Consider the following 18380-nt stretch of genomic DNA (forward strand, 5'->3'; position numbering starts at 1 on the left):
AAATATCAGTTTTTTATGGTTAAATTTCTAGTCTGTATTTTTTTTATTTGTAGCGGAATAACTATAGCTCAAAATGAAAATTTTATTATTGAAAATTTAAGTATCAATAATGAAAACCCACATTTTGGATTAATGCGTGTTAATGATGATATTTTATTTACCTCTTACGAACTTGATAAAAAAGGTAGAGTAAAGCGAGTCCATGGGCAACCTAAATTAACTATATTCCAAGGAGTAATAACTAATTCTGGAACTATTGATAAGGTTTCCCAATTACAAATTGACTCTAAGGCAGGGGTGCCTCAAATTTCTAGTGCGACACTATCTAAGGACGGAAATAAAATTTATATCACAACGGTTTACACAAATAAAAATAAGCCTAAGGTTAGGTTTAAAGAAACTAATTTTCATTTAGAAGTTGGGGAATTTAAAGCGGGCATTGGGTTTACTAATTTTAAAGTACTATCATTTTGTAAGCCAAAATTTTCTTATGCACATCCCGCATTGAGCGCAGATGGAAAAACTTTATTCTTTACAGCGAATATTAAAGGAGGAAAAGCAACAACTAGGGGAGGTTCAGATATATTTAAGGTCGATATACTAGGAGGCAATTCGTTTAGTGAACCTGAGAATTTAGGAGCTAAAGTTAATTCTTATGGAAAAGAAATGTTTCCGTTTATAGCGGAAGATAATACGTTGTATTTTTCATCTAATAGACCTAATGGTTTTGGTGGTTACGACTTGTATAAAAGTACAATGAATGATGATGGTACTTTTGAAAAAGCTGAGAAATTAGAAAAACCATTGAATAGTAATAAGGATGATTTGTCATTAATAATGAATCGGGATAATACTTCTGGTTTTTTATCGTCTAAACGTTTAAAAGGCAAGGGTGATGATGATATTTATTCATTTAAAAAAAAATAAGTAAGGAATTGGCTATATTGTGAAAAATTAAGTCTATCAATCTAATTTATGCGTATCTTTTTTAAAAACATTTATTTGTTTTCGGTGCTATTTTTTGCAGCTGTATTAATGGATGATTTGGTTAAACAAAGCCTTGATGAAACATTTTATCGCTATATAACCAAAAGTTTAGCAATAGGTTTGTTGCTAGTATATTATATTGTAAACAAACAAGAAAATGTTCCCAAGTTCAAGTCTAATGCCGTAATTGTGGCTTTAGTACTGTTTATTATAGGCGGATGTTTTGGAGTAGTTATGAAAAATAATTTTACGTTTTTCATACTTTCTTTTGTGTTTTTTGTTGGAGGTAAGGCTTTCTATTGCTTGCGCTTAGCTAAAAATCATGACTTTAATTTTAACCGGATAATTCCTTTTTTTTTATTCTTTAGTTTATTTATGTATTTCCTAGTTGATGAAATTTATGATAAATTAGGTGATCAGTTACTTATAATAGTTGCTTATTTTTCTATATCTGTAATCTTGATGGCTTTTGCTTTTATGCGAAAAGAATTTGTTTGCTATAAAAGTTATATTCTCGTATTTTCAGGTCTTTTCCTTTTTGTTATATCAGAAAGTCTGTTGGCTGTTAGGCTATATGGAAGTAATTTTACTTTAAATGGAACATTAGTTGTTGTTTTGTATGAGTTGGGGCAGTATTTATTTGTTATTGGAATATTAAGAGAGGTCTTAATTAAGCCAAAAGAAACTGTTGAAATAATTTAATTAAAGAGATTGCTTAGATCGTTTATACTGAGTAAGGAATACTTATTGGTTGTGAGCTAATACTAATTTTTATCTTCTAGCTTTTTAACCTGTTTTAGTTCTAATAAATTTATTGGGTTTATTCCTAAATCTTTTACGTTTTTTCGTGTAAAACGTACAACTTCATCATAAAATAAAGGAATAATTGGAGCTTCTTGCATAACTAAGGAATCCATTTTAGAGTAAAGTTTTTCTCTGTTTTTTGGGTTAGTTTCTGTAAAAGCTTGTTCGTACCAAGAATCGAATTTTGAGTTTTTAAAATGTGTATAATTAGGACCATTCGGAGCGAAATTTTTACTATAAAATAGAGATAAATAATTTTCGGCATCGGGATAATCTGCAACCCAACTAGCTCTAAAAAGATCTAATTTGTTATTGGCTTTGGCATCTTTTAAAGTAGCGGCTGGAATAACATCTATGTTTACTATAAGGCCTGTTTTTTGAAGTTCACGTTGTATATATTCGCAAAAACTTAAATAATTTCCAATGGTTGTTATTGTTATTTCTGGATTTTTTTTACCCGTTTCATTTTTATATTGCTCAACTAATTGTTTCGCTTTTTCAGGCTGATAACTAAAACCAACCAGTGCATTGTATCCAGGTAATCCTTTGGGTATAAATCCTCCGTTTGCTGGAATACCAACACCATTACGTAAATAAATCATCATTTTTTTTCGGTCGAAACCATAATTAATAGCTTTTCTTAATAGTTTTGATTGAGTTTCCGAAGTTTGAGAGTCTAAATTAAATCCTAAATATTCTGTATTTAAATATGGGCCACGAATTAATCGTGATGTTTTTTCATACTTATCACGTAATCTACCATCAGCAGTTAAAACTTCATCTTTGTAAGAAGCATCTAAACCAGATACAAAATCTATGTTACCTTGGGCAAATTGCATGAATTCACTTTGTTTGTCTGGTAAAAAAGTAATGGCAACAGCTTCTAAATAAGGTAAGCTATTTCCGTTATAGTCTTTTTCAAAATAAAGTTCATTTTTTCTGAATACCAATTTTATGTTTTCTTCCCAACGTTTAAATTTGAAAGGGCCAGTTCCAATCGGGTTTGCTCTAAAATCAGAATTATAAAATTCTACAATTTCTTTAGGTACAACCGAGCAATACTTCATAGTTAATAAACCTAAAAAGGCAGGGAAAGGTTGTTTTAATTTAATTTGAAATAGAGTATCATTAACAACATTAAATTGGTCTACTTTGTTTAAAATCCAACTTCCTGGTGATGCAATTTGTTTGTCTAATAATCGATTTAAGCTGTATTCAATATCTTTAGCAACTACTGTTCTTGTTGAGTCTTTGCCAAATAGTTTGTGTTTATGAAAATAAACGTCGTTTCTAAGAGTGAAGTTATAGGTTTTTGCGTCTTCAGAAATATGCCAGCTTTTTGCAATACATGGAATAACTTTTAAATTGTTATCCATTTGTACCAAACCGTTAAATAGTTGATTTGTTGCCCAAATATCTGCAATATCTTTAGAAAATGCAGGGTCTAGTGAACCTATATTTTTGTGTTCATTATACCGAAAAACAAGGTGATCTTTACCTTGATTTGAATTGTTTTCACATGAAAAAAAGAATAAAACAGCGCAACTAATTGATAGGTAGTTTATTATTTGACTAGTAACATGTTTTATCATATAACTTATTAATTGTAAATTTGCAGACTTTTTAAGTGTAAAGATAATTTTAAAAAGAGCTTGAAACAAGCAGAGGATAACAAAATATAATGAATAAAAAAGTCGCATTTTATACTTTAGGTTGTAAACTTAATTTTTCTGAAACATCAACCATATCTAGAAACTTTGATGATGAGGGGTTTAGTCGCGTAGATTTTTCCGAAAAGGCGGATATTTACGTCATAAACACCTGTTCCGTAACCGAAAATGCAGACAAACGTTTTAAAACTATAGTTAAGCAGGCGCAAAAGGCAAATCCTGATGCTTTTGTTGCTGCCGTTGGTTGCTATGCGCAATTAAAACCGCAAGAATTGGCAGATGTTAATGGTGTCGATTTAGTGCTTGGTGCCACCGAAAAATTTAAAATAACAGATTATTTAAACGATTTATCTAAAAATGATTTTGGTGAAGTACATTCTTGTGAAATAGAAGATGCGGATTTCTATGTAGGATCTTATTCAGTAGGAGATAGAACACGTGCTTTTTTAAAAGTGCAAGATGGTTGCGATTATAAATGTACCTATTGCACAATTCCTTTGGCAAGAGGGATTTCTAGAAGTGATACAATGGAAGGTGTCTTGAAAAATGCACGTGATATTTCTAAACAAAATATTAAAGAAATTGTTTTAACGGGTGTTAATATCGGTGATTACGGTAAAGGTGAATTTGGCAACAAAAAGCATGAACATACATTTTTAGACTTAGTTACGGAGTTGGATAAAGTAGAAGGTATTGAGCGGTTACGTATCTCGTCTATAGAGCCTAATTTGTTAAAAAATGATACTATCGATTTGGTGTCTAAATCTAGAGCATTTGTACCACATTTTCATATTCCGTTACAATCGGGAAGTAACGAAATTCTTAAAAAAATGAAGCGTCGTTATATGCGTGAATTGTACGTAGATCGCGTTTTAAAAATTAAAGAAGTGATGCCACATGCTTGTATTGGTGTAGATGTTATTGTTGGTTTTCCAGGAGAAACAGATGAGCATTTTTTAGAAACTTATAACTTTTTAACCGAGTTGGATATTTCATATTTACATGTGTTTACTTATTCTGAGCGCGATAATACAGAGGCTGCAGAAATGGATGGTATTGTGCATGGTAGCGTGCGTAGCAAGCGCAGTAAAATGCTAAGAGGTTTATCTGTTAAAAAGCGTCGTGCTTTTTACGAGAGTCAATTAGGAACAACAAGAACCGTTTTGTTTGAAAGCGAAAATAAAGGTGGTTATATTCATGGTTTTACCGAAAACTATGTAAAGGTTAAAACACCATGGAACCCAGAATTCGTTAATACGTTGCATGAGGTCGTACTTACAAAAATAGACGATGATGGATTAGTTAGATTCGATTTTAATAAGCAAGATATCGCAGTGTAACGATAAGTGTTTCCTTTTGAATTGATTTATTGGAGTTTAATCGAGTTTATTTTGAGTTTATTTATATACTAATGTAAGTTTGATAAGAAATATTTCGATACTAAGTCTCGAAATTTACTGTTTATGAAAAAATCCCTTAAATTATTTACTTCCTTTTTAGTTGTTTTTCTTTTCATTTCTTGTTCTAGTAAAGATGATAATGAAAATACTGATTTATTAGGTGTTTGGCAAACTAATGAGGTTTTAGCTGAAAAAACAACTACGTTTACCTTGGTTTTTGGCGAAAATAATACTGGCTTAAGTATTTATGCCGTTGTAAATAATACAGGCGAAGAAACATCTAGCTTAGAGCCTTTTAGTTGGGAACTAAACGGAAAAGTAGTTACGCTTTTAGATATTGATACAACTGACAATAATTACGAAATAAATGATGATGGCCAGCTTGTTTTAAATGGTTCTGGAGAAGTGATTATTTTAGAAAAAATATCCAATAATTATTCGCAATATTATTAATGTAATTGATAATTCAATTAAAGCATAAAAAAACCGAAGCTATAAACTTCGGTTTTTTTTGTTTTCAATTATATGAAAATTAAATTCTTACACCTACTGGTAGCATGCGTTTATACTTTCTATTACTTCTCACAAATTTCGCGATTTCTGGGCAAGTTGGCATAACACTTAAGTTGCGTTCAGCTATTTGATCGAAAACAGCTGCTAAAAATTCATTACTAAAGTTTTCATTCGTAATTTCTTCTGGAATAATAAGCTTAGTTAAAAAAATTTTTCTTTCTTGCAGAGAGTACTCTATTATGGCCAAATGGTCATCGATTTTAATTTCAAATTGACGTAAAAAATCATTGTCAATCAATTCAGCAGCTTCAACCATATCATAAATTTTTTTAAATTATTTACAAACTTAAAATAGTTGAGAACTATTTTGTATAAGTTTGTAGAGCAAAAGTACGAAAAAAAAACGTTATATTATAGATAAATAGAAGTTAATCCCTTATGCATCAAGAGCTAATACACATTTATTTAATGCCAGGAATGGCCGCTAGTCCTCTAATTTTTGAAAACATTAAATTACCTGAAGATATATTTCAAATTCATTTATTAGAATGGATGATTCCTGTTGAAAATGAATTGCTTAGCGATTATGCTTTACGGATGACGAAGCATATAAAACATGAAAACATTGTGTTGTTAGGCGTCTCCTTTGGTGGTGTTCTTGTTCAAGAAATGGCTAAATACATAAAGCCGAGGAAACTCATTATTACATCGAGTGTAAAATCGATGCACGAATTACCTAAACGTATGCTTTTGGCAAAAGCAACAAAAGCTTATAAACTGGTGCCTACTCAATTGGCTTCAAATATTGATGTATTCGAAAAATATGCTGTGGGTAAGGTGGTGAAAAAACGTATTGAACTTTATCAAAAATACCTTTCGGTTAATGATAGTCGTTATTTAACTTGGGCCATAGAACAAATGGTTTGTTGGAACCAAGAGGAACCACTAGAGGGAATTATTCATATCCATGGCGATGATGATGGCGTTTTTCCAATTAAAAATATAAAAAATTGTATTGTTGTTAAAAACGGAACACATATTGCGATAATAAACAAATACAAATGGTTCAATGAAAATTTACCTCGAATTATTTTAGAAAACTAAATAAAAACTTATATTTAAACAAAACTTTTTAAAAATGAAGATAGTACAGAAAGCCTTAGCATTAGTGGGATTATTAAGTTTGTGTGTGTTATTTATTAACGCTTTTCAAGAAGCGCCTACCGACGAAAATTTTGAAACCAAATTAATTAACGATTATAATGTTTACGCCTTGCAAGTTCCAGAAAAACTGGATTTTGCAGGAGAAGCCATGCCGCTTGAAAATCCAGATATTTTAGAGCGTATGGATAGAGAATTGTTGGTAAATACGTATTGGCAATCTAATGGATTGTTAATGTTTAAACGCTCTAAAAAATATTTTCCAATTATAGAGCCAATACTTTCAAAATACGGAGTTCCAAACGATTTTAAATATTTAGCCGTAATAGAAAGTGGTTTAACAAACGCTGTATCTCCAGCAGGAGCAAAGGGGTTTTGGCAAATAATGCCAGCAACGGGAAGGGAAAATGGCCTAGAAGTTAACAATAATGTCGATGAACGATATAATTTAGAAATGGCAACAGAAGTGGCTTGTAAATATTTATTAAAGTCGAAAGAAGAATTAGGTTCTTGGACTTTAGCGGCAGCAGCATATAATGCTGGAAATGCAGGTGTTTCTAGACGTTTAAAAGAACAAAACGTAAAAGAGTACTACGATTTGCTTTTAGGTGAAGAAACAGGGCGCTATATGTTTAGAATTGTCGCTTTGAAAGAGATTTTATCGAACCCAGATAAATACGGTTTCAATTTTAGAGATAAGGATTTGTACAGTCCCGTTCCAACTTACAAAGTAGAAGTGGATACAGCAGTAACAGATTTTACTAAGTTTGCCGAAAATTATGGTATTAACTACAAAATATTAAAATTGCATAACCCATGGTTACGCGAGCCACATTTAAACAATAGATCTAGAAAACAGTATTATATCAATATTCCAAAAGAAGGGTATTATAATTAATTAAAGTCTAGTTTACTAAAACAAAAAAGCCAATACTTTTAGGAGTGTGGGCTTTTTTGTTTTAGTAAATGTTTTGTTATTAAAAGGTTAAATTCTTTTTAAAATATAATACGTTATTTATAGTTTGACTAGCTTACTCTTTATTTATTGCTAGTTATTCTTGTTGAAAATTAACAAGATTAATTAACTCCAGCTTAAAGATTTCTGAAATCATGGGGTATATAGTTGGTTTTTATAATTATGAGTTGTTAAAACAGAATGAATTACTATAATATCAAGTTCTCGTAAGCAGGGTGTAGTGCATGAGACTTATTGGTTCTTGTTATAATTGAAGAGCTGTAAAAATTAGGGATAGTGTAGTGATCTTATAAAATCGAATAGTAAGATTTAACAATCAATCTAGTTTTGATTATAGATGTTTACTTTTAAAAGATAATTTTATAAATAAAAAAAAACTGAACAATAGAATTATTGTTCAGTTTTAAATTTTTATTAATCAGTATCAAGTAACTAGTACGAGATATTTTCTTTTTAAATTCTAAATATTGAAACTTAAAGATAGTGTAAGATTCGAGTTAACTCTATCGATATCAACCGTATCAATTAATCCAACATTATATAATGCCGTTTGGTAAGAGCGTTTGGCTTGATCGAAGGTTAAATCCAGTTTTGTATTGCCAAAGTTGTATCCTAAACCAAGTGAGAATCCGTTTAAATCACCAACGGTAACACCGTCTGTATATGGGCTTTCTTCAAATCGATAACCACCTCTAAAACTAATTTGTTTCACTTTGTATTCACCACCAAATCGGTAAGTTGATGCAGAGGTTAATACGTTACTTATATCAGAGTTTTCGACAGAATAATCAGATTCTGGTTTAAATTTTGTTTTGCTGTAGTTTTTGTTCGAGTAATCGAAACTAATTAAACCTTGTTTACCAAAAATATAAGCTAAACTTCCTGTGAATTTCCCTGGTGTTTGGAGTTTGTATTCAGGGTAAGTAGTGATTACGTCTGAGATAAACCCAATGTCTGACTCAGCTTCATTCGTGTTAATAAATTGAGTTATTTCTTCTTGAATATTATACCAAGTAGGGGAGTCGTAAGTTAAACCTAATCTAAATTCTTGTGATAATTTAAAAATTCCTCCAATTTGAAAAGAAAAGCCATTACCAGTTGTAGATAATGTATTGTCAAAATCAATAAATGAAATCAAACCGCCATTATCATTGTCTTCCTGTAATGAAGTTTTACGTTCGTAGTCTATAAAATGAGAGTTTAAATTAACCCCTAAATATACATTGTCTTCATATTGAGTTGCAAAGTTAAAGCTTATTTTACCGTTATAACCGGTTTCAACATTAGCGTAGCGGTGTTCAAAATAACCAGAAGCGACATTTGCATCATAGAACTCGTTATTATTATCTTCGGATACAGGTTCTAAAACAAAAGATTGATAACCTAAGAAGGCTTGTTGCGCATTGAACCCATCAGATTGTCCAATTTCTTGATAAGCATTTTCAATAAATCTATTGTTAAGAGATATGTTTTGTAAAAGTTGGCCTTGAGCGTATTGAAAGAAATAGTTAGCAATCGAATTTACTGGAGTTAATTCGTTATCATCACCGTCCACTATAACTAAATCATTCGTGTTTATTCCAGCCGAATACCAATTATTATTATGATCATTTGTTTTATCGTAAGCAAAAGCTAAAGTGAATTTTTTCCAAGGGGAGTTACTATTACTTTTAAAAACAAAAGCTGCTCCACCTTGATTTAAACTAAATTTAGAATCGTTAACTTTTTCAGTATTACCAAAATAATTAGTTGTGTTGTTTTTGTCTGCACTTACAAGAGATACTGATGCGTGGCTTTGGCTAAATACAGCTGATCCAGCAGGATTTATACTAACCGCACTCATGTCTCCACCTAAAGCCCCAAATGCTCCACTTAAAGCTCTAAATCTGGCACTTCCTTGCACTTCATCTTGAGAATAGCGTAAGGCATCACTAATATCTTGAGCGTATACACCAGACATAGAAAGCACACCTATGAATAGTAAATTTAACTTTTTCATATATAAATATTTTTCTTTTTTAGATGAATTAACGACGTCTTCCTCCGCTTGATGATCTTGAAGTACTACCTGAACTTCGACTACTGCTGCTACTTGAAGATCTAGTGGTTGAACCGCTAGAACTGGAAGAGCTTCTGCTTGAGCTTGAGCTTGGTGTGTAAGTAGAACTTCTTGAACTTGATGATGATCTCGTACTTGAAGGTGAAGAACTTCTGCTACTTGTTGATGGTGTGTATGTAGAACTACGTCTTGTTGTAGTCGATGTAGATCTAGATGTTGAGTTTGTTGATGGTGTTCTAGTTACAGTAGAGGTTCTTCTTGCTGTACTTGTGCTAGGCGAAGTATTTCTTCTTACTGTGTTACCATTAATTGCAGAGCGTGTTGTGCTGCTTCTTCTAGTTGATGTATTGTATTTTGAATTTGAACTTCGACCAGAAGCACTTGAAACTGAGCTACGGCGAGTAGTTCCATTTGTGTTTAAGCTTCCTCGACTTGAGGTGCTATAATTATTTCTTCTACTAGCGCTATAAGCTACGCGATTATTGTTGTAATATCTATTTCTGTTATTGTTGTAGAAACCTCTATTTCCGTAGTATCCATTATAGCCCCAGTTGTTATAAAAACCACCACCAAAATACATGCCGCCATAGTAAGAATTGTAAGGGTTGTAATAACCCCAGTTATTGAATCTGTTCCATCCCCAATTATTATATCGGTTCCATTCCCAGCTGTTGTAACCCCAAGAATTCCATCCATAGTTGTTCCAACCGTTATTAATATAATTAATAGTAACGCTATCGGTGTCTTGTCCCCAGCCTGCATAACCTTGATAATTATTATCTGTTACAATAGCTTCATCTTCAGAATAGTTATTACTTTCATAACTATCAATATCAGTGAAAATATCACTATTCGCTATCATTTGTTCGGTTTCTAAAGCGCCATTTTTGAAATAATTTTCATAATAATCGCTATTACTATTGCTTGGAGCAGCAACTACTGCTTCTTCGTTTTGAACAATTCGAACAGTTTCTTCGCCATAAATTCCATCATTGTCAACACCTACGTATTGATATGAGCCACAAGATGACACGCCAACTAGCAAAGCAAGCAGTGCTATGTTTGGCATTTTTCGTTTTAAGTAGCTTTTTAATTGCATATCTGTATAATTTTATTGTTGGGCACTACAAAAATAGTTAGTTTTGCTGAACTATTTTATTATTTAACATAATCACAATTTTTGTGCCAAAATATCAATATGAGCAAAAAACTTACTAGTAGAGCAGAAGATTATTCTAAGTGGTATAACGAACTCGTTGTAAAAGCAGACCTAGCAGAGAATTCTGCTGTTAGAGGTTGTATGGTTATTAAGCCTTATGGCTACGCTATTTGGGAGAAAATGCAAGCACAATTAGATAAAATGTTTAAAGAAACAGGTCATCAAAACGCATATTTCCCGCTTTTTGTTCCGAAAAGTTTGTTTGAAGCTGAAGAAAAAAATGCAGAAGGTTTTGCCAAAGAATGTGCCATTGTTACACATTATAGATTACAAAACGACCCTGACAGACCTGGAAAATTACGTGTAGATCCTGAAGCTAAGTTAGAAGAGGAATTAATAGTTAGGCCAACTTCCGAAGCTATTATCTGGAATACCTTTCGTGGTTGGGTGCAATCGTACCGAGATTTACCACTATTAATAAACCAATGGGCCAATGTAGTACGTTGGGAAATGCGTACGCGTTTATTTTTACGTACAGCAGAGTTTTTATGGCAAGAAGGGCACACGGCACACGAAACTAAAGCAGAAGCGCTAACAGAAGCAAAATTAATGAATAATGTTTACGCTACGTTTGCCGAAAACTTTATGGCAATACCTGTTATCCAAGGTTTAAAAACCGAAAGCGAACGCTTTGCAGGAGCAGATGAAACTTTTTGTATTGAAGCGTTAATGCAAGATGGAAAAGCACTACAAGCCGGAACATCTCACTTTTTAGGGCAAAATTTTGCCAAAGCATTCGATGTTAAATTTGCTAATAAAGAAGGAAAGCAGGATTATGTTTGGGCAACCTCTTGGGGAGTTTCAACACGATTAATGGGCGCGTTGATTATGACGCATAGTGATGATCTTGGATTGGTTTTACCTCCAAGTTTAGCACCAAACCAAGTTGTTATAGTTCCTATATATAAGACTGAAGAGGATTTAAATGCTATCACTGAAGTTGCAAATACTATAATGAGCGATTTACGAGATAGGCATATGACGGTTAAATTTGATAATAGAACCACGCACAGACCAGGTGCTAAATTTGCACAACACGAATTACAAGGGGTGCCATTACGTATTGCAATTGGTGCAAGAGATCTAGCAAATGGAACTGTTGAGATTGCAAGACGAGATACTTTAACAAAAGAAGTGGTTGCTTTAAGTGATTTAACAGAAATTATTGATGGCTTATTGAAAGAAATACAAGAAACTTTATTTAAAAAAGCATTAGATTTTAGAGATTCTCACATTACTGAAGTGAATTCTTTTGAAGAATTCAAAGAAGTTTTAGAAAATAAAACAGGATTTATTTCGGCGCATTGGGATGGCTCAATTGAGACGGAAGATAAAATAAAAGAGATCACAAAAGCAACAATTAGATGTATTCCTTTGGAATTCAAGGAAGAAGAAGGCGTGTGTGTGTATTCTGGAAAACCATCGACTAGAAGAGTGTTATTTGCAAAAGCATATTAATTAAAAAAAAAGTAAAAAAATAGTAAATAATACTTGCAGAACTTAAACTAAGTTGTATATTTGCACCCGCAATGGAAAACATTGTTAGTTATTTGAAAAAAAATATTTGCAGGTTTAAAATAAAGTTTTATATTTGCACACTCAAATAAATAATGGCCCGTTCGTCTATCGGCTAGGACGCCAGGTTTTCATCCTGGTAAGAGGGGTTCGACTCCCCTACGGGCTACAATTTAAAAAATTAAGAAAAAAACAAAATGGCAAATCACAAGTCAGCATTAAAGAGAATCAGAAGTAACGAATCTAAAAGATTAGTTAATAAGTATAAGCATAAGACTACTCGTAATGCTATTAAGAAATTACGTGAGTTAACTGATAAGAGTGAAGCTGAAACTTTATATCCTTCAGTGGTATCTATGTTAGATAGATTAGCTAAAACAAACGTTATTCATGCTAACAAAGCAGCTAACCTAAAATCTGGTTTAGCAAAACATGTTGCATCACTTTAATTGATTTAAAGTTTATAATATTTAAAGCTTCTCAGAAATGAGAAGCTTTTTTTTTTGAATTTTTTTAATGCTCTTATAGTGTTAATAGTAATTTAAAAATATAAATTTGCAAATAGAATAAGTTTATTAACCACATAATAATATCACCGTTGGAAAATCAAAAAGCAAATAAATTAGTCGATAAAATTCTTGAAAATCTTGATGAATCAGGTATTAATACAGAAACGTTAATCGACGATATTAAGGAATTAAGAACTTATGCTTTAGAAGAGCAAATACCTTTAGTGGTAAAAGTTTTAAGATTGACTTACGAGCATATAGAAGCAAATAATACGTTTCTTATTCCTGTACTTGATGATGAACCTATAGAAGATGAAGAAGAGGGGGCAGAAGGTGAAGCAGTGAATGATTTGGACACACCTGTAGAAAGTTTGAAATATTTAATAGCACTTACTAAAAATCTTAATAACAAAGGTAATATAGCCGATTTAAGAGAGTATAAAGAGCTTTTTGCTAAGTATTAAGCATACGGTAGTAAAATCTATTTATAGATTATAAAATATAGAATTATAGGCCTTGACATTAAAAATGTTGAGGCTTTTTTTATGTAGTGAATTAATTATTGTATTGATGATACTTGAGTCGTTAATATAATAGAAAAATATTTTTTTTAGCTCACCCTTATTCTAATCTATTCTAATAGTAGATTGAGTTCTATATTTCGTTAAAATAAAATTTAAGTAACAGGTTCTTCTTCTTTATTGAAAGTTCTATTCAATAAACCCATTGCAAAATATAATACAGGTGAAATAAGCATTTCTTGAATGCCTCCAGCAAAGTGTCTTGCGTTTAAGGATATTTCGTGAATAAACCAATCGAAAAGGCCCATTGCTCCTATAATAGATAATCCAGAAATATGGATAAAATGCCAAAGAGATGACATCCATGTATCTTTTAGTTTGCCTAAATGAAAAGTGCCAATAAAGTAAACAGCAAGTGTTGTAGCAAAAGTAATAATGTGTTTAATTTTTGAAGGAATGAGTGCTGTATTCTTATTTTCGGCAAAAAATATGTAGTACCAAGTGTAAACAAGAATTATTAATACAAGGCCAATAATGAAGCGGGCTTTATCCGATTTGTACAGTTTCATTTTTTAAATGAATTTTACGGGCAAAGTAACCCCAAATTATTAATGTAGTGGTATAAACCATCGCTTTAAAAAGGTAGTGATGAGCAAAATCGAAATAGACCTCAAAATATTCGATTAGATATATAAGTCCAACACATCTTAATATATTTATGGCATCTAGTATTAAAATACCTAAAACAATATATTTAGTTTTTCTCCAAAAAGAGGAAGGCATGCAAATAATAAAACCAATGTATAGTACAAAAATCTCTAAGCCATTACAAGCATTAGCAATGTTTAATGTTTTGTAATCGTCGTGATAAATTGCTGAAAGATGACTAATTGTTCCAGCTCCTTCAAAAACAATAGTAGTCTTTTCTCTTTTGCTGGTAAAACCACTCATGCCTATGTTATTTAATAATGAGGCAGAGGCTTCGGCAACGTGTGTTGTTAAGGGGTGATCTAAGTATTGAGAGTCATACATAAATCCAGAATAGATAACCTTCCATATTATAAAAAGCAATAAGGCTTTTCCTAGAAAAAGCCTTATTGGTAATGGAATATCTTTTAGTATAGATTTAAGATTTAGCATCCTTTTTTCTACGTAATTTTTTAACTCCAAAAGCAGCTGCTCCTAACATTAAGAAACCAAGTCCTCCGTCCAATGGCACAGAAGGGGTAGAACCACCACCATTACACTTGCCTTTGTGAGGTCTGTGGCATTTTTTACATCTTACTGGTCTCTTTTTTTTATCAGGCCTGTTACCGATTAAGGCAATAGAGGTAAAGTGTATTGAAGTTAGCGCAACAGTTGTTGGAGATTCTACTACACTAACAGCTGTAGTAGCATTCATGTTAGTCGAGAATGTTAGAGCAAATACAATCGCAAGAGCGCTGATTATATTTACAAATTTTTGTTTTTTGTCCTTCATTAGTTTTAGTTTTTGGATTAATTAATTCCTTAATAGCAAATTAAATATAGTAACTATTCTAGTGAAAAAACGTCTGGGGCTATTATTTTCGTTAAAACAAGGAATAAATTCTTCCAATGGTAAAGTTTTGTTAAATATGGGGATTGGTTTTAGGCTTATAGCCTGTTTATCTTTGTGTTATGAAATTAAATGAATGATAATAAGTAACTATTTATCTATTAATTTAGTATAAGGTAACATTTGGTTAAATTTAGAATGTTATAAGAAATTAACTTTTTTTTTGAATTTGATGATTCGCTATGTTTTAACTTAAGCTAACTATATATTAACCCTTGCCAAAAGCTGCGTTAGCGATTGCAGTGGTTAGCTTTTGGCGAGGCTAGCATCGAGCCAAAACTAGTAACGTAAAGCGCGACCCTTGGGGGTAACGCCCAGATATGGGTATAAAAAAAGCCTTAACTTTTACATTAAGGCTTTGCATATATATTGAAATTCTTATCCGTTCATTGAGACCAGGAATTCTTCGTTGTTTCTAGTTTGTTTAAAACGTTCGTTTATAAATTCCATGGCTTCTACAGGGTTCATGTCTGCTAGATATTTACGCATTACCCACATACGTTGTATGGTGTTGGCATCGAGTAAAATATCGTCGCGACGTGTACTTGAAGATGTAAGATCGATAGCAGGGAAAATTCTACGATTAGATATTTTTCTATCCAATTGTAGTTCCATATTACCAGTTCCTTTAAATTCTTCGAAAATCACCTCGTCCATTTTAGAACCTGTTTCTGTAAGCGCAGTAGCAATAATGGTAAGCGAACCTCCATTTTCTATGTTACGAGCCGCACCAAAGAATCGTTTTGGTTTGTGTAAAGCATTAGCATCTACACCACCACTTAATATTTTACCAGAAGCGGGTTGTACACTGTTATATGCACGTGCTAAACGTGTAATAGAATCTAAAAGAATCACGACATCGTGACCACATTCTACTAATCGTTTTGCTTTTTCAAGAACAATATTTGCAATTTTTACATGCTCGTGAGCTTCCTTATCAAAGGTAGAAGCAATAACTTCTCCGCGTACATTACGTTGCATATCTGTAACCTCTTCAGGGCGTTCATCAATCAATAAAATCATTTGATAAACCTCAGGGTGGTTTGCTGCAATGGCATTTGCAACATCTTTAAGTAACATGGTTTTACCCGTTTTTGGTTGCGATACAATCATACCACGTTGTCCTTTACCTATAGGTGCAAACAAATCCATTATTCTAGTAGAAATCGTACTTTGACGCCCTGCTAAATTAAATTTTTCTTGAGGAAATAAAGGTGTTAAATGTTCGAAAGCAACACGATCTCTAACCACATTTGGGTTTTGTCCGTTAATTTTGCTAACCTTAATTAAAGGGAAATATTTTTCACCTTCTTTTGGTGGGCGTACTTGTCCTAAAACGGTATCACCAACTTTTAAACCAAATAATCTAATTTGCGATTGCGATACATATATATCATCTGGTGATGATAAATAGTTGTAATCTGATGAGCGCAAAAAGCCATACCCATCTTGCATAATATCTAAAACACCTTCACTCTCAATAATAGCATCAAACTCAAAATCAGGGTCACGATAGCGATTTCTACTATCCTTATTCCCGTTACTCCCAGAATGTACGTTACCGTTTTTCTGATTTTTGTTATTTTGATCGCGTTTTGGTTGCGGCTTTGGCCTTGGGTTAGGCTTTGGTTTTGGCTGATTATCGTTTTTTCGCTCGTTTTGTGGACGAGGTCTTGGTTTAGGCTTATTTTCTGTTTTAGCCTCTACTTTATCTGTTTTCGGGGCTATATCTTTTTCAACTTTAGCTTCTTCCGCTTTTGGTTCGGCTATTTGTTTTGCTTCTTGTGGTTCCTCTGCAGGTATGTTAGCAGCCTTTGGAGCTGGCTTTTGTAAACGTTGTCTAGGTTTTCTAGGTTTCGGTTTGTCAGCTACAGTTTTTTCTGCAGGTTTAGCAGGAGCAACAACGGCATCTACTGCTTTTGGATCTGCGGCTTGTGTATCTAATATTTGATAAACTAAATCTAATTTTTTTAAAGAACGATACTTTGGAACGTTCAGTTTTTTTGCAATCTCCTGTAAGTCAGTGAGCTTTTTTTCTTTTAATTGTGAAATTTCAAACATTGATATATTTTGAATATTATATTTTGAATATAAAATTGAGTTTTTTTGAAAAAAATGAATTTTTATTCTGAAGAATTAACAACCTGTTATAGCGGTTGTTGAGAATTAATACTGCAATTATACGACTTTATTTTAATTTTTTAGCTTATTTTTTTAAAGAAACCGCTATTTTTGTGATCTAGTTATTTAAAATAATATGTTACAACGTATACAAACAGTTTATTTATTAGTGTCGGCAGGAGTATCTGCTGGATTAATTTTTGTGTTCAATTTATGGACTACAAACGCTGGTGAAATAGTATTCGCCGAGGACGACATGTTGTATTTTGGACTCTTCTTAGGTTCAACTGTATTATCTTTAATATCTATACTAATGTTTAAAAATAGGCAACTTCAATTTGTTTTGGGGAGGCTTAACATCATATCAAACTTTATTTTATTAGGATTTTTTGTGTATCAATTACTAAAGGTATCTGGAGAGACGGCGGTTTCTGAGAAAGGTATTGGGATGCTTCTCCCTCTTGTTTCTATCGTGTTGTTGGCATTAGCCAATAAGGCCATCAAGAAAGATGAAGATCTCGTAAAATCTGTAGATCGATTACGATAAACCTAACATCTTAGTAGTATTAGTGCGTTAAAACTCCGAAGTGAAAACTTTGGAGTTTTTTGTTTTTGGGCGTTACCCGAAAAGGGTCGGGCTTTCCGCTACAAGTCCTCGCACTTCCTTCGTCAGGCTGTGGGCTTTTCACTACAATCCCTAACGCGCTCATCCGCGAAAGCGATTTTTTATTATTTAAGTTATAGGTTACTTTGCAAATTCCACAACTTCTAAATTATCAATTTTTTTTCCATCAATAGTAAACCGTAGCATAGTTCTAACTTTATGGAAGCCATGTTTTCCAATCGCTCCAGGGTTCATATGTAAAATATTTAATTTTTTATCGGGCATTACTTTTAAAATATGCGAATGCCCAGAAATAAATATTTTTGGTGGATTTTTTCTTATTTCCTCAATAACTCTCAAGTTATATTTTGGTGGGTAGCCACCAATATGCGTAATCCAAACATCAACCTCTTCACACATAAAACGATTATGTTCTGGAAACTCTCCACGTATTTTAGCATCATCAATATTGCCATAAACACCTCTTAAAGGTTTTAATTCCTTTATAGCATCGGTTACTTTTAAATCGCCAATATCACCGGCATGCCAAACTTCATCGGCTTGTTTTACATATTTTAAAACATCATCATCTATATAACTATGGGTATCCGAAAGGAGTAATATCTTTTTCATTAATTTTTTTTAATATATAATTAAGATTCGAGTATTCACAAGAACCTTAAAACTGACTATATTTGTTCTTTCAACAAAAGTATTAAAACAA

General features: G+C 32.4%; 19 protein-coding genes and 1 tRNA gene. 11 read left to right on the top strand and 9 right to left on the bottom strand.

The genetic code is table 11. From position 1 onward, the window contains the following. The first annotated feature begins 15 nt into the window (after positions 1-15). Together M4I23_RS13945 and M4I23_RS13950 are read left to right on the top strand one after the other, a co-directional pair. Positions 16-927 carry a hypothetical protein gene (locus M4I23_RS13945; protein ID WP_249754833.1) on the top strand — a complete coding sequence of 304 codons (912 nt, stop codon included), beginning with the start codon at positions 16-18 and terminating at the stop codon, positions 925-927. An 84-nt stretch (positions 928-1011) separates the two neighbouring features. Beyond that, the gene (locus M4I23_RS13950; protein WP_249754834.1) at positions 1012-1689 is read left to right on the top strand and encodes a lysoplasmalogenase family protein; all 678 of its coding nucleotides are present in this window, start codon (positions 1012-1014) and stop codon (positions 1687-1689) included. Between the two features lie 62 nt (positions 1690-1751). Here the strand turns inward: M4I23_RS13950 and M4I23_RS13955 are convergent, their stop codons facing one another. Beyond that, on the bottom strand, positions 1752-3383 hold the full coding sequence (locus M4I23_RS13955) for an ABC transporter substrate-binding protein (RefSeq protein WP_249754835.1): 1632 nt from the start codon (positions 3381-3383) through the stop codon (positions 1752-1754). Positions 3384-3472: 89 nt separating this feature from the next. Here M4I23_RS13955 and mtaB point away from each other — a divergent pair, with 89 nt between their 5' ends. Together mtaB and M4I23_RS13965 are read left to right on the top strand one after the other, a co-directional pair. Then, positions 3473-4801, top strand: coding sequence for a tRNA (N(6)-L-threonylcarbamoyladenosine(37)-C(2))-methylthiotransferase MtaB (gene mtaB, locus M4I23_RS13960; protein WP_158848402.1), 1329 nt, complete (start codon positions 3473-3475; stop codon positions 4799-4801). 123 nt (positions 4802-4924) lie between these two features. Beyond that, on the top strand, positions 4925-5314 hold the full coding sequence (locus M4I23_RS13965; protein WP_249754836.1) for a hypothetical protein: 390 nt from the start codon (positions 4925-4927) through the stop codon (positions 5312-5314). A 79-nt stretch (positions 5315-5393) separates the two neighbouring features. Here M4I23_RS13965 and M4I23_RS13970 read toward each other — a convergent pair whose 3' ends face one another. Further along, complete coding sequence (locus M4I23_RS13970) at positions 5394-5690, bottom strand: N-acetyltransferase (RefSeq protein ID WP_158848406.1); 297 nt, start codon at positions 5688-5690, stop codon at positions 5394-5396. Positions 5691-5812: 122 nt separating this feature from the next. Here M4I23_RS13970 and M4I23_RS13975 point away from each other — a divergent pair, with 122 nt between their 5' ends. Both M4I23_RS13975 and M4I23_RS13980 read left to right on the top strand, forming a co-directional pair. Next, a complete protein-coding gene (locus M4I23_RS13975) occupies positions 5813-6478 on the top strand; it encodes an alpha/beta hydrolase (protein ID WP_249754837.1) in 666 nt (221 codons plus the stop codon). A gap of 34 nt (positions 6479-6512) precedes the next feature. Continuing rightward, a complete protein-coding gene (locus M4I23_RS13980; protein WP_158848410.1) occupies positions 6513-7433 on the top strand; it encodes a lytic transglycosylase domain-containing protein in 921 nt (306 codons plus the stop codon). Between the two features lie 538 nt (positions 7434-7971). Here the strand turns inward: M4I23_RS13980 and M4I23_RS13985 are convergent. Both M4I23_RS13985 and M4I23_RS13990 read right to left on the bottom strand, forming a co-directional pair. Further along, the gene (locus M4I23_RS13985; protein ID WP_249754838.1) at positions 7972-9510 is read right to left on the bottom strand and encodes an OmpP1/FadL family transporter; all 1539 of its coding nucleotides are present in this window, start codon (positions 9508-9510) and stop codon (positions 7972-7974) included. 28 nt (positions 9511-9538) lie between these two features. Beyond that, on the bottom strand, positions 9539-10669 hold the full coding sequence (locus M4I23_RS13990; protein ID WP_249754839.1) for a hypothetical protein: 1131 nt from the start codon (positions 10667-10669) through the stop codon (positions 9539-9541). Between the two features lie 99 nt (positions 10670-10768). Here M4I23_RS13990 and proS point away from each other — a divergent pair, with 99 nt between their 5' ends. The 4 genes from proS to M4I23_RS14010 all read left to right on the top strand — a co-directional run bounded on the left by proS (position 10769) and on the right by M4I23_RS14010 (position 13277). Continuing rightward, positions 10769-12247, top strand: coding sequence for a proline--tRNA ligase (gene proS, locus M4I23_RS13995; protein ID WP_158848414.1), 1479 nt, complete (start codon positions 10769-10771; stop codon positions 12245-12247). A gap of 154 nt (positions 12248-12401) precedes the next feature. Then, positions 12402-12473, top strand: a tRNA-Glu gene (locus M4I23_RS14000). A gap of 28 nt (positions 12474-12501) precedes the next feature. Further along, the gene (rpsT, locus tag M4I23_RS14005; protein ID WP_158848416.1) at positions 12502-12753 is read left to right on the top strand and encodes a 30S ribosomal protein S20; all 252 of its coding nucleotides are present in this window, start codon (positions 12502-12504) and stop codon (positions 12751-12753) included. Between the two features lie 149 nt (positions 12754-12902). Further along, complete coding sequence (locus M4I23_RS14010) at positions 12903-13277, top strand: hypothetical protein (protein ID WP_158848418.1); 375 nt, start codon at positions 12903-12905, stop codon at positions 13275-13277. Between the two features lie 212 nt (positions 13278-13489). On the opposite strand, the gene M4I23_RS14015 is transcribed toward M4I23_RS14010, so the two are convergent. The 4 genes from M4I23_RS14015 to rho all read right to left on the bottom strand — a co-directional run bounded on the left by M4I23_RS14015 (position 13490) and on the right by rho (position 16992). After that, positions 13490-13903, bottom strand: coding sequence for a hypothetical protein (locus M4I23_RS14015; protein WP_158848420.1), 414 nt, complete (start codon positions 13901-13903; stop codon positions 13490-13492). Then, entirely contained in the window at positions 13881-14474 is a 594-nt protein-coding gene (locus M4I23_RS14020; RefSeq protein ID WP_249754840.1) for an exosortase/archaeosortase family protein, read from the bottom strand. The genes M4I23_RS14015 and M4I23_RS14020 overlap by 23 nt, the downstream gene beginning before the upstream one ends. Then, positions 14461-14736 (bottom strand): PID-CTERM protein-sorting domain-containing protein, encoded by a 276-nt coding sequence (locus M4I23_RS14025; RefSeq protein ID WP_158848424.1) that lies wholly within the window; start codon positions 14734-14736, stop codon positions 14461-14463. The genes M4I23_RS14020 and M4I23_RS14025 overlap by 14 nt, the downstream gene beginning before the upstream one ends. Before the next feature lie 573 nt (positions 14737-15309). Continuing rightward, the gene (rho, locus tag M4I23_RS14030; protein ID WP_158848426.1) at positions 15310-16992 is read right to left on the bottom strand and encodes a transcription termination factor Rho; all 1683 of its coding nucleotides are present in this window, start codon (positions 16990-16992) and stop codon (positions 15310-15312) included. Between the two features lie 196 nt (positions 16993-17188). Here rho and M4I23_RS14035 point away from each other — a divergent pair, with 196 nt between their 5' ends. Next, positions 17189-17599 (top strand): DUF4293 domain-containing protein, encoded by a 411-nt coding sequence (locus M4I23_RS14035; RefSeq protein WP_158848428.1) that lies wholly within the window; start codon positions 17189-17191, stop codon positions 17597-17599. A 198-nt stretch (positions 17600-17797) separates the two neighbouring features. Here M4I23_RS14035 and M4I23_RS14040 read toward each other — a convergent pair whose 3' ends face one another. After that, positions 17798-18289 carry a metallophosphoesterase gene (locus tag M4I23_RS14040; protein ID WP_158848430.1) on the bottom strand — a complete coding sequence of 164 codons (492 nt, stop codon included), beginning with the start codon at positions 18287-18289 and terminating at the stop codon, positions 17798-17800. Positions 18290-18380 lie beyond the last annotated feature (91 nt).

It is taken from the genome of Algibacter sp. L4_22 (genome assembly GCF_023473045.1).
Taxonomy (GTDB): Bacteria; Bacteroidota; Bacteroidia; order Flavobacteriales; family Flavobacteriaceae; genus Algibacter.

Bases quoted from the DNA above. Each gene is read 5' to 3' on its own strand.
- M4I23_RS13945 (WP_249754833.1), top strand. From the start codon at position 16: ATGGTTAAATTTCTAGTCTGTATTTTTTTTATTTGTAGCGGAATAACT.
- M4I23_RS13980 (WP_158848410.1), top strand. From the start codon at position 6,513: ATGAAGATAGTACAGAAAGCCTTAGCATTAGTGGGATTATTAAGTTTG.
- rho (WP_158848426.1), bottom strand. From the start codon at position 16,992: ATGTTTGAAATTTCACAATTAAAAGAAAAAAAGCTCACTGACTTACAG.
- M4I23_RS13975 (WP_249754837.1), top strand. From the start codon at position 5,813: ATGCATCAAGAGCTAATACACATTTATTTAATGCCAGGAATGGCCGCT.
- M4I23_RS14020 (WP_249754840.1), bottom strand. From the start codon at position 14,474: ATGCTAAATCTTAAATCTATACTAAAAGATATTCCATTACCAATAAGG.
- mtaB (WP_158848402.1), top strand. From the start codon at position 3,473: ATGAATAAAAAAGTCGCATTTTATACTTTAGGTTGTAAACTTAATTTT.
- M4I23_RS14015 (WP_158848420.1), bottom strand. From the start codon at position 13,903: ATGAAACTGTACAAATCGGATAAAGCCCGCTTCATTATTGGCCTTGTA.
- rpsT (WP_158848416.1), top strand. From the start codon at position 12,502: ATGGCAAATCACAAGTCAGCATTAAAGAGAATCAGAAGTAACGAATCT.
- M4I23_RS13990 (WP_249754839.1), bottom strand. From the start codon at position 10,669: ATGCAATTAAAAAGCTACTTAAAACGAAAAATGCCAAACATAGCACTG.
- M4I23_RS14040 (WP_158848430.1), bottom strand. From the start codon at position 18,289: ATGAAAAAGATATTACTCCTTTCGGATACCCATAGTTATATAGATGAT.
- M4I23_RS13970 (WP_158848406.1), bottom strand. From the start codon at position 5,690: ATGGTTGAAGCTGCTGAATTGATTGACAATGATTTTTTACGTCAATTT.
- M4I23_RS14025 (WP_158848424.1), bottom strand. From the start codon at position 14,736: ATGAATGCTACTACAGCTGTTAGTGTAGTAGAATCTCCAACAACTGTT.
- proS (WP_158848414.1), top strand. From the start codon at position 10,769: ATGAGCAAAAAACTTACTAGTAGAGCAGAAGATTATTCTAAGTGGTAT.
- M4I23_RS14035 (WP_158848428.1), top strand. From the start codon at position 17,189: ATGTTACAACGTATACAAACAGTTTATTTATTAGTGTCGGCAGGAGTA.
- M4I23_RS13985 (WP_249754838.1), bottom strand. From the start codon at position 9,510: ATGAAAAAGTTAAATTTACTATTCATAGGTGTGCTTTCTATGTCTGGT.
- M4I23_RS13955 (WP_249754835.1), bottom strand. From the start codon at position 3,383: ATGATAAAACATGTTACTAGTCAAATAATAAACTACCTATCAATTAGT.
- M4I23_RS13965 (WP_249754836.1), top strand. From the start codon at position 4,925: ATGAAAAAATCCCTTAAATTATTTACTTCCTTTTTAGTTGTTTTTCTT.